This is a genomic window from Chromobacterium sp. CCUG 30098 (assembly GCF_059916605.1).
Genome location: NZ_JAUCGS010000001.1, coordinates 479769 through 490251, shown reverse-complemented (window position 1 = coordinate 490251; position 10483 = coordinate 479769). Strand labels below are relative to the sequence as shown.

The window sequence follows — 10483 nt, the reverse complement described above, 5'->3', positions numbered from 1 at the left end:
ATGGGCCAAGACCAGCAGGCCCTGCGCCAAACCCTGGGCAGCTTCGCCACCGGCGTCGCCGTCGCCTCCGTCCTGGACCCCGAGCGCGGCCCGCTGGGGCTGACCATCAACGCCTTCAGCGCGCTGTCCCTGGAGCCGCCGCTGATCCTGTGGTGCCTGCGCCGGCAATCGCGCGCCGCCGCCAGCTTTCTCTCCGCCGATCGCTTCGGCATCCAGGTGCTGAGCCGGCAACAACTGGACCTGTGCCGGCTGTTCGCCGGCCCCGATCTCGACGAGCGCAAGCGCGCCCAGTTCACGCTGCGGCGCCACGGCGCGCCGCTGATCGACGGCGCCGCCGCCTGGCTGGCCTGCCGCCGCAAAAGCCATTACGAAGAAGGCGACCACCTGATCTTCATCGGCGAGGTGCTGGAAACCCATCACGACCCCGCGCGCCAGCCGCTGGTCTACTGGCGCGGCCGCTACCATCAAACCCATCCCCTAGCCCCTCTGGAACCGCAAACATGACGCAAAACAGCAAACACGTCCTGCGCAGCCTGATAGCAAGCCGCTCCGGCCTGCTGGTGCCCGGCGCCTACAACGCCCTCAGCGCGCGCCTCGTCGAAGACCTCGGCTTCGGCGCCCTCTATCTGACCGGCGCCGGACTGACCAATATGCAGCTGGGTCTGCCCGATCTGGGCTTCGTCGGCCTGAAGGAAGTGGCGGACCAGACCGCCGCCATCCGCGACGCGGTGTCCATCCCCATCATCGTCGACGCCGACACCGGCTTCGGCAACGCGCTCAACGTGCGCCGCGCCGTGCGCGTGCTGGAACGCGCCGGCGCCGACGCCATCCAGCTGGAAGACCAGGTCTTGCCCAAGAAATGCGGCCATTTCGCCGGCCAGAGCCTGATCAGCGCCGCCGAAATGTGCGGCAAGCTTCAGGCGGCGGCGGACGCGCGCCAGGATGAGAACCTGCTGATCATCGCCCGCACCGACGCCTGCGCGGTGGACGGCATAGACGCCGCCATCGAACGCGCCGGCCGCTACGCCGAGGCCGGCGCCGACGTGCTGTTCATCGAAGCGGTGCGCGAGCTGGACGACATCCGCCGGCTGCCGGCGCTGTTCGACCGCCCCTTGCTGATGAATATCGTCATCGGCGGCAAGACCCCGGCGCTCAGCGCCGCCGATCTGAAAGAACTGGGCTACGGTCTGGTGCTGTACGCCAACGCCGCGCTGCAAGGCGCGGTGCTCGGCATGCAGCGGGCGCTGGGCGCGCTGTCCCGCGACGGCATTCTGCAAGAAGACCCGCAACTGGTGGCCCCATTCGCCGAACGTCAGCGCCTGGTCAACAAGCCGCTCTACGACGAACTGGACGCGCGCTACGGCGCGGCCGGGCGGGAGTGAGCGCGGCCGGGCCGCGACGAAGGGCGGGCGCCCAGCCCGCCCGTCTATTGGATTTCGTCCTTGATGAAATACAGCTCGTGGTCCGACTTCAGACCCAGCTTCTTGATCGCAGCCTGTTTCTGGCCGCTGATGGTCTTGATGCTCTTGGAGAACTTGTCCGCGATTTCGCTGACCGTCATGCCTTCCAGAAAACAGCGCAGCACCTCCAGCTCCCGCGGCGACAAGGCGGACAGGCGGACCACCCGGTCCATCGCGTCCGGCGCATGCGTGGAACTGTCGGCGGGCACGCTGTCCGCCTGCTGGGCCTGCGCCAATTCCAGCGCCATTTCCGCGGTCAGATACACGCGCCCGGACGCCGCCACCCGGACCGCGCGCACCAGTTCGTCCAGGTCCTGCTGTTTGCCGACGAAGCCGCGCGCGCCGGCCCTCAAAGCCAGGGACACCGTGGCCGTGTTGTAATAAGAGGACATGATCAGGATCACCACCTCGGGAAAACGCGCGCGGATGGCACGGATCAGGTTCAAACCATCCATGTCCTGCGGCTGCAGCGCGTAATCCAGCACCAGCACGTCCGGCCGCTCATGATTCAAGGCCGCCAGAAAAGAGCGGCTGTCGCCGAAACTGCCCGCCAAGGCGATATCGCCCTCCTGCGACAATCTAAAGCCCAAGCCCTGTCTGACCACCTCGTGGTCGTCCAATAACATCACTTTGATTTTTCTTTTCTTCATTCCTCCTCCATAACAATAAAAATCATTTCAGCATCAATTCACATTCCCGCCCTTTGAAAAGCACGCTTAAATATAGCATGCGCCATCATCGCATCGCAGCCGGGCTCATCTCTCTTTTCAAGATCCGCCGCAATATTTTAAACATCGACTTTGACCCATGATAAAACCAGGCAAAACAATAAGACGCCGGCCATCAACATCATGCAATAAAATCAAGCAAAATAGATATTTCTCAAAAGATCAAAATACAAAAACATACTCTGCGCGCGCAAGCGCGCTTGCGAACCGGATTCATCAAAATGCTAAATGCCTGGGCAAATAGGCGTCAACAAGACCATTCTCAAAGCTGGGGCATTCGCTAAGCGCTTATTTACCAGGTAAAATAAGCCGCATGCAATTAACCGCCTTCCAGAACGCCGCATCGCCAAAACGGCCGGACCGACTATAATGCCCAAGAAAACACAGCAAAGACGGCGGCCGCATGGCAAACAATACAGCTAAGCAATCTATTCTCCCCTTTGCCGCCCCGCCGCTGCGCCCGCTCCTTAATACCGCGTTTCACGCCCTGCTCTGGCCCGCGCTGTTGATTATCTGGCTGTGCGCGTCCAGCGCGGCCAGTCAGGCGGAGCCGCCGTCCTATACCGCGGAAGAAATCGCCTGGATCAAACAGCACCCCACCATCTACTATTCCATCGATCCCTACTGGCCGCTGGAATATATTGAAAACGGCAGCCACAAGGGGCTGAGCTGCGCCTACCTGAAAGCCATTGCCCAAAAGAGCGGCCTGCGGTTTCAATTAGTCGCCGCGGCGAACACCCAGGACATGATAGGCAAGTTGAAAAGCGGGCAGATCTATCTGGCCACCATGGGCGCGACGCAGCTGATTCCCAAGGAATACGGCATACCGCTGCTGAATAGCCAGCCTTACGCCTCCACCGCCACCATCATCATCACCAAGGCCGGCGCCGAAGGCTTGTTCAACCCGTCCCAACTGGAACGCAAGGCCGTCGCGGTCAAGGGCGGGGGAGGTTATGAGCAGTATCTGCGCGCGCACTACCCTTATCTGCAACTGGTGCTGATCAACGACCCGGTGGCGGCCTTGAAGGCCGTCGCCGACGGCAAGGTGTTCGCCGCCATCGGCGCGGAAATCGTGTTCCGCCCGGTGTTGCAGGGACGCTTCCCCAAAACCCTGCAAATCTCCGGCACCATGCCGGAAATGTTCACCGGTCTGAACATCAAGGTGGCGCAGCAATATCCGGAGCTGCGCTCTATCATCGACAAGTCCCTGCTCCAGCTCAGCCCGTCCGAGACCGACGAGATTTTTGACGATTGGGTCGCCGACATCGACTTCGGCAAACCGTCCATGCATCAGATCAGCCGCTACTACCTGCCGGAAATCCTGCTGGTGATCTGCGTGCTGTCGGTGATGGTCTTCCTGTTCACGCAGGCCCGCTGGGCCAAACGCCGGGCGGTGGCCAGCGAGGAGGCGAAGTCGAAATTCATCGCCATGATGAGCCACGAAATCAGAACGCCGATGAATGCGATACTCGCCGCCATCGAACTCCTGCAGCAAACCCGGCAAAGCAAGCAGCAGCAGGAGCTCGCCGCGCTGGCCGGCTCCTCCGCCCTCAATCTTCTGGAGCTGCTGGACGATGTGCTGGACACCGCCAAGCTGGAAGCGCGGCATCTGGCGCTGGAAAAACTGCCCACCGATCTGCTGGAACTGGCCAGAGGGATCAGCGACAGCCAGCGCCTGAGCGCCAGCCGCAAAGGACTGGAGCTGACCCTGGCCGCGGACGGGCTGGAAAACCGCCTGTTGATCCTGGACCCGTTGCGCATGCGTCAGATCATGACCAATCTGCTGTCCAACGCCATCAAATTCACCGATCGCGGCGAGGTGGCGCTCTTGATGCAGTTCAATCTGCAAAGCGCCAAATCCGGGAAGCTCCTGGTCACGGTGCGCGACACCGGCGTCGGCATCGCCAAGGCCCAACAGGAAAAACTCTTCCGCGCTTATAGCCAGGCGGAGCGCTCCACCAGCCGCCGCTACGGCGGCAGCGGCCTGGGCCTGAGCATCTGCAAGCAATTGATCGAGCTGATGGGCGGCAGCATTCTGCTGGAGAGCGCCGAGGGCAAGGGCACCGCCGTCAGCTTTGTCCTGCATGTCGATGTTGCCGAGCCCTCCGCCGCCGACGCGCAGGCCCCCGCCTCCGGCCCCCCGCCCGACGCCCTGCCGCCGCAACGCCTGCTGGTGGTGGAGGACATGGAGGTGAACCAGCAGGCCATCCGCCGGCAGCTCGCGCAACTGGGCTGCGACGCCGTCATCGCGGAAGACGGCCAGACCGCCTTGCGGCTGCTGCGGCAAGGCGAAACCTTCGCGATGATCCTGATGGACTGCAATCTGCCCGGCATCGACGGCTACGAAACCGCCAGGCGCATCCGCCAGTTGGAGGCGGAGCGGAATCTGACCTTCACCCCCATCATCGCCATCTCCGCGATCACCGATCTGGCGCACAAGAACCGCTGCATCGCCAGCGGCATGGACGGCATGCTGTCCAAGCCGCTCAGCCTGCGGGATATCGAGGACATCTTGCGTTTGTGGTTGACGACGGAAGGCGCCGCGCCGCCACCGCTCGCCCTGCCCGCCTCGGCGCTGGACCTGGCCCGGCTGTACAGCCGCAGCGCGCGGCAGGACCTGCTCCAGTTCCGGCAAGCCGCCGCCGACCAGCTGCCGGACATCATGCTCCACCATGTGCACCGGCTCAAAGGCGGCGCGCTGACGGTGGGCGCGGAGCCTCTGGCGCGGCTGGCCGCCGACATGGAGCAAGCGCTACAGGCCGAGGGCGGATGTCCTGACGAGGCCGCGCTGAGGGCTTGGCATCGGGAGTTCGAGCAGGCCTTGGCGCAATGGCGGCGGCAAGAAGCGCCCGAGGACGGCGCTTAACCGCGCTCGCCGCCGCACTGATCCAACACCACCCGAATCTCGTCGCCCAGGCCCACCCGGACCAGAGAACGTCCCGTCAGCGGCGCCAATCGCGCCGCGCTGCCGGGCGCCTGTATCTTGGTGCTGCCGGTTTTGCCGCCGCAGGCCTCGTCCTGCAACAGCCAGAAGGCCGCGTTGCCGGTATTGCGCAAAACTCCGTGATCCAGATGGAAGTCCAGATAGGCCGCGCGCGGCCGGACAATCAACACGCTGCCCAGCGCCAGCGGATAATCCGCCCAAGCCCCGGCCCGGCGCGCGCCCTGCGCGCCGGCCGCCGCGTCCTCCACCACTTGCAAACGATAGTAGCGCTCCCGCCCCTCCATCGCCGCGCCGCGGTAACGCAGCTTGATCGCGCCGCTGGCACCGGCCTTCAAGCTCAAACGCGCCGGCGCCGCGTCCACCGTGGCCGGTTCGGCGTCCTCGCCCGCGCCGGCCTCCAGGCCGGCCAAGGGCCGCAGAACGATGCGGTAGCTGTGCGGCTGCCGGGAATCGTTTTTCAACTCCACCCGCATCTCGCTCCGGTCGGCGTCCAACTCGATCACCGGGGCCATCTGCAAGGACCAGGCCGACATCGCCGGCAAGGCGCACAGCAGCGCCGGCCAGGCCTTTCGCATATTCATGAACATCTTTCGTTTCCTTCCGCCGATGCGCCGGGCCGTAACGGCCGCGCGCATCCGCCTGCTTATTGGGCGAGCTCCAGGCTCATGTCCACCCGCACCGCGCCCGAGCCCAACGCGCGGCCATACCACGGCGCGCCCTCGGTGGTCAGCAGCGACACCGGATCGTCCAGCTGGAACCACAGGCTGAACGGCAGCTTCCGTTTCTCCAGCCCCTGGGCGGGATCGCTGCCCTCGTCCAGCCAGGCGCCGGCGCTCAAATCGTGGCTTACCGTACCGGAACAATTGTCCGGCTCGCGCCGGCCGCCGCCGGCGGCGTCGAAGGTGAGCCAGGCCGGGAACAACACCCCTTGCCGCACGTCGTGCTGCAGCGCGAAACGGCACATTCCTTCCCGCTGGCTCGCGCCGTGCTTGCCGTCCAGCGACAAGCTCGCCTTGACCGCGCCCAAGCCGCGCTGGCTCAAATAGCGCCGCGTCGCGCCGCGCTCCGGCCCGCCCGCCGGCGGCAGATTGGCCATTTGCGCGCGGATCAGGTAATCCAGCCGAATCCGGCCGTCCGGCGCGCCCACCCAGCCGCCGCCGCGATTCGAACCCTCGCTGGCCGGCAGCACCGAGACGCTGGGCTTGGGCTGATAGATGCGTCCGGTGGCGCGCTTGGCCCCGGCCGGCGGCTCCGCGCCCGGCCTGTCCTCGCTCAACACCGCGCCCAACTCGAGCGCGCGCGTGGCGCGGTCGCCGTCGTCAAAACGCCGCGTCGGCACCTCCACCTCAATGGTTTCGCTGCCCTGCGGCAGGGTCACCGCGCCCCAGTCGCCGGTGTTCAAGGCGGAGGACAACACGCGTTCCCCGTCTCTGACCGTCACCCGGCCGCCCTCATAGCCATCGTCCTGCGCCTGGCCATCCTGCGGCCGGGTCCGCAGCCACAAGGTCAAGGCCTGCGACGCCGGCGCATTCAAGCGCAGCCGGTAGCGCAGCGGCGCGCCGACCGTCACATCGCCGTCGGATGCCAGCGACTCCAGCCGCCAGGCCGGCACAATCGCGAAATCCTTGCCCAGCGTCTTATCCCCCTCCAGGCTGGCCGTGATGCGGTAGCCGTCGCGGCCGCCGCTCACCGACTGAGCCTTGACGCCCAGCGCCAGGGTCACCCGGTCGCCCTTGTCCGGTCGCAAACTGAACACGCAGTCCTTGTCGCAACGCGGCGGGACCTTCACTCCCCCCACCTGCAGCGTCGGCGTCTCCAGTCCCCAGGGCGCGCCCTGGCCCGCCACGGTGACGGTCAGGTCGCGGTCGCCCAGCGACACGCCTTCGGTGAAAATATGGTATTGCAGCGCCTCCCCTACCCGGCCTTCGTCCGGACCATCGATGGAGACCAGCTTCAGATCCTTCTCAACGGCATTGACCGAGGCATAAGACCAGCCGGAATAGTTGTACTCGCAGGAAACGGTTTTAAGGCCGGTGTAACCGCCGGCCTTGGTTCGGAGCTTGAACCTCACCGGAAACGGATGCTGGCTGGGCAGGATTTCCAGCGTCTGGCGGCCCTTCAAGGGCAGCATGCCGATGTGTTGGCCCTGATTATCCCTAAGCTCGACGGCATCGGGATCGCCAAACAGACCAGCGGTCTGATTCAGATCGCACTCCAGCTTGTGGTCATTATTCCCAGCGCCGGGCCCGTCGATGATATCGATGGCGAACTCGACCTCGGTCTCCAAGGCCGTGCTCACCATATCCGGATTGACGCTGACATGCTTGATCCTGGCCTCCTTATTCTCAAACCAGCGGAACCAGTCCGGCACCGCCTGCCCGTTGAAGGTCACGTCGACCCTTTTGACATTGCTGTCCTTATCAATGGTGCATGCCTCATTTTTGAAGCAGGCGTGCTTGAACTCGAAAGTCGCCGCTTGGGTGCCTACCGGCAGTTTCAGCGTCTCCAGCAGGGAGATGTCTTGCTCGCCGAGAATCGCCGGCGAAAACTTCACATGCGCTTGTTTCCCCAATACCGAGTCGCTCACCTGGCCGAACACGATTTCATCCGGCCCGCCCGCCATCACCTGCTCGTTCAGCACCAAATTGATCGAGGCCGGCACCTCCTTCATCACCCCCTCGTGGCGGGTGCCGAAGACGAAGCTCACCCGGCCTCCCGCCTCAAGCGGCTTGGGCGCCTCCAGCGGCAGCGCCAGAACATCCTCGCGCTCGCCGGAGTAAAACACGGCCTCCATCCCCTGCGCCTGGCGGCCACGGCCGGCCAAAGGCAGAAACAGCTCCACGGTCTTGGCGCCGGCGAACTGCGCCAGCTCCACGCTCTCGCCCAGCCTATGCCAAGGCTGCGCGCCCACCCGGAAGCGCGCCTTGGCCAGCGTTTGCCGGCTGCGCACGCTGAAGCGGACGCCGCCGCCGCTCTGGGCCTGGGATTCGCCCGCTACCGAGCGCAGCGCGCAGACCCGCCCATGGACGCCGTCCACCGCCTCCGGACGGCAGCCTGCTGCCGGCGGCCCCAGCCGCAGCGTCGCGCTTTTTTCCGCCTGCGCCCGCAGCGTCACCGGCAGGCCGCCGCGTTCCGCCTCCAGCGTCAACAACTGCCGTCCGCCCAGCGGCTGGCGCAGCCATTCGGCAAAAGCGCGCTCATTGAACACCGGATGGACCTGCCCCGCCTGCCGCTGCGCGCGGCCGACGCTGATCCGCCCCTGGCGATCGGCGAAACCGGCGATCAAGGCCGACGGCAAGGCCTGCCTGGCTTGCAGCTCGCCGCCACGCGCGGCGGCGACGTCCGCTTCCACATACCAGGTGGCGGCGCGCTGACCCGCCCGCGGTCGCCGCGCGCCGTACAGGCTTTGCCCTTGCTCGGCCTGCAAGGTGGTGATGTAGTGCTGCTGGCTGGGCTGGTCCTCTATCGTCAGCAGCTTGAGCGCGGCGGCCTTGGCTTGCGGCGGCGGCAGGATGTTCGCCGTCAGGCTCAGCGCAAAACGGTCGCCCTGATGCTGGCGGCCATTGGAATAGAAATAGGCGTCCACCAGCGTGGCCAAGGGCTCGCCGGCCGCCGGCGCCGATGCTCCGCGCAGCAAGCCGTCCGCGGCCGGCAGGAACAACTCCAGCTCGCGCGCTCCGCTCAATTCGGCGATGGCCACGCTCTCGCCCAGCCTGTGCCACTCGCGGCCGGCGCGGAAACGGCCCGCCGGCAGCGGGCGCTTGGCGCGGACCAGCAAGCGGATGTCGCCGCCCGTCCGGATCTCCGCCGTCAGCCGGCGCAACACGCAGCGCTGGCCGGCCACGCCGTCCACCGTGTCCGGCCGGCAAGCCGGCCCCTCCGGCGCGGCCAGCGTCAGCCTGGCTTGCTGGCTGGCGTTCAATTGATAGCTCACCCCTTCCCCGCCGCGGCGCAAGCCCTCCACCGTCAGCCGCCGCTGCCCGCCCAGCGGCTGATGCAGCAGCGCGGCGAACGCGCTTTCGCTGAACACCGGGTTGAGAAAGGGCGCGGCGGCGCTGAGACCGGCCCGCACCTGGCCCTCGGCGTCGGCAAAGCCGGCGAAGCCGCCGGCGGGACTGGCATGGCCCAGCTGTTGCAGCGCGAACAGCGGCGGCCGGCGGCCGTTTTCCAGATACCAGGCGGCGGCGCGGCTGCCGTCCTGCGGATGGCGCTCGCCGTAAATGGCCTGGTCCTGGCTGCCGTTGACGCTGCTCACGTACTGGCGGCCGCTGGGCTGATCGTCGATCAGCAACAGGCCCAAGCGCGAATAGCGCTGCTGGACTTGCGGCCTGCCGCCGCCCATCGTCGGCAATTGCAGATTGAAGCGATCGCCGTTGAACAAGCGCGAGCGCGAGTAAAAACCGGCTTCCACCAAGGTATTCAGCCGGATCTTGGGATGGGCGGCGACAAAAGCCTGTAGTTGCTCCGCCGGCGGCGGCACAAAAAACACCTCCACCGCCTTGGCGCGGGCGAAAGCGGCGATCGGCACGCTGTCGTTGATATGACGCCATTCGCCGCCCACCCGGAAGCGGGCGTTCGGCGTCGCCATCATCTTGGCGCGCACGGTGAACATCAAATCGCCGCCGCTGCTGGCATTGCTTTGGCCGGAAATGGTGCGCAACACGCACAGCTTGCCGGCGACGCCGTCCACCGTGGCGTCGCGACAGCTATTGGCCGGCGCGGGGTTGAGAATCAGATGGGCGCGCTTGCTGAGCTGGGTGACGAAGCGGCGCTCGCCGCCGCCGGCCAGCGTCTCCACGAAGGACAACTCGCGCGACGCGCCGGGCGCCGCCTTGGCGATGGTGTCAAAGGCCAGCTCGCTCAGCACCGGGTTGACCTGACGACCCTGCGCCGGCTTGAAGCCGTCGCCGCTCAGGCCCACCGCCGCGCCGCGCGCGTCCGCCATGCCGCGAAACGCTTGCAGCGGCTGCAACTGGCTGATATCCCGCACCTGAGCGTCCGGCTTGTGCGTGTACCAGATGGCCACTTTCTTGGCGCCGCCCCGCGGCGCGCGCGCGCCGAAGATGGCCTGGGGCTGGCTGCCGGGCAGGATGCCGCCGCTGCTGCCCAGGGTGCTCAGGTACTGGGTGCCGGCCAGCCGGTCTTCAATCAGGATCAGATCCTGCTGGCTGCGCCACTCCTGCCGGGCCGGCGCCGGGACCGGCCGCGCCGGAATCTGCTCCGGCCGCATGCCGGGCGCGGGCAAGGGCACGGCTTGCAAAGCGCCGGCCGGTGCCGTCTGCGCCAGCCCCGCGCCGATGCCGGCCATCAATATCAGGGTTGAGATCCAGTATTTCATTTCAGTCCGTCTG

6 protein-coding genes are annotated in these 10483 nt (G+C 66.2%); 3 read left to right on the top strand and 3 right to left on the bottom strand.

The window, feature by feature from the left end; translation table 11 throughout:
• Window positions 1–504: a flavin reductase family protein gene (locus QUG03_RS02350; RefSeq protein WP_107800886.1), complete on the top strand. Its 504-nt coding sequence runs from the start codon at window positions 1–3 to the stop codon at window positions 502–504.
• On the top strand, window positions 501–1382 hold the full coding sequence (locus QUG03_RS02345; RefSeq protein WP_227105470.1) for an isocitrate lyase/PEP mutase family protein: 882 nt from the start codon (window positions 501–503) through the stop codon (window positions 1380–1382). The genes QUG03_RS02350 and QUG03_RS02345 overlap by 4 nt, the downstream gene beginning before the upstream one ends.
• 44 nt (window positions 1383–1426) lie before the next feature.
• On the opposite strand, the gene QUG03_RS02340 is transcribed toward QUG03_RS02345, so the two are convergent.
• Window positions 1427–2110: a response regulator gene (locus QUG03_RS02340; RefSeq protein WP_474454855.1), complete on the bottom strand. Its 684-nt coding sequence runs from the start codon at window positions 2108–2110 to the stop codon at window positions 1427–1429.
• Between the two features lie 583 nt (window positions 2111–2693).
• Between QUG03_RS02340 and QUG03_RS02335 the strand changes: the two genes are divergently transcribed.
• The gene (locus QUG03_RS02335; protein WP_500819260.1) at window positions 2694–5054 is read left to right on the top strand and encodes an ATP-binding protein; all 2361 of its coding nucleotides are present in this window, start codon (window positions 2694–2696) and stop codon (window positions 5052–5054) included.
• Here QUG03_RS02335 and QUG03_RS02330 read toward each other — a convergent pair.
• Both QUG03_RS02330 and QUG03_RS02325 read right to left on the bottom strand, forming a co-directional pair.
• Window positions 5051–5713: a fimbria/pilus periplasmic chaperone gene (locus tag QUG03_RS02330; protein WP_500819259.1), complete on the bottom strand. Its 663-nt coding sequence runs from the start codon at window positions 5711–5713 to the stop codon at window positions 5051–5053. The genes QUG03_RS02335 and QUG03_RS02330 overlap by 4 nt on opposite strands.
• Before the next feature lie 62 nt (window positions 5714–5775).
• A complete protein-coding gene (locus QUG03_RS02325; protein WP_500819258.1) occupies window positions 5776–10470 on the bottom strand; it encodes a fimbrial adhesin EcpD family protein in 4695 nt (1564 codons plus the stop codon).
• Window positions 10471–10483: the final 13 nt, after the last annotated feature.